Here is a 335-nt window from a genome sequence, read left to right on the forward strand (position 1 = left end):
CCTTTGGGTTAACTAATTAATATGCTCTTTAAAAATTTGGAAAAGCTGATAATAAAATTCGTATAAATACAGTGTATTTGTACAGAGTTTTCAAAAGTAAAAAAGAATGATAGCAGTATCATTCATTGCCATTTAATGAACGTTTCGTTTGTTGATTGGTATCTACTTTAGTATTCAATATTAACTTCTGGCGAAGTTAAACTGTCACAAAACAAAGACCCGTTTGGGTTGTATGGTTAAGTGACTAAGCGTACACGGTGGATGCCTTGGCAGTTGGAGGCGATGAAGGACGTATTAACTTGCGATAAGCCTAGTCAAGCTAGTAAAAAGCACTT

At 34.6% G+C, this 335-nt stretch carries 1 rRNA gene; it reads left to right on the top strand.

Annotation, left to right across the window (positions count from 1 at the left end):
* Positions 1-234 precede the first annotated feature (234 nt).
* Positions 235-335: ribosomal RNA gene (locus H5200_RS23545) — 23S ribosomal RNA — on the top strand; the annotation flags it as partial.

Origin of the sequence: Pseudoalteromonas sp. SG43-7 (assembly GCF_014164295.1) — a bacterium.
GTDB lineage: Bacteria > Pseudomonadota > Gammaproteobacteria > Enterobacterales > Alteromonadaceae > Pseudoalteromonas > Pseudoalteromonas rhizosphaerae.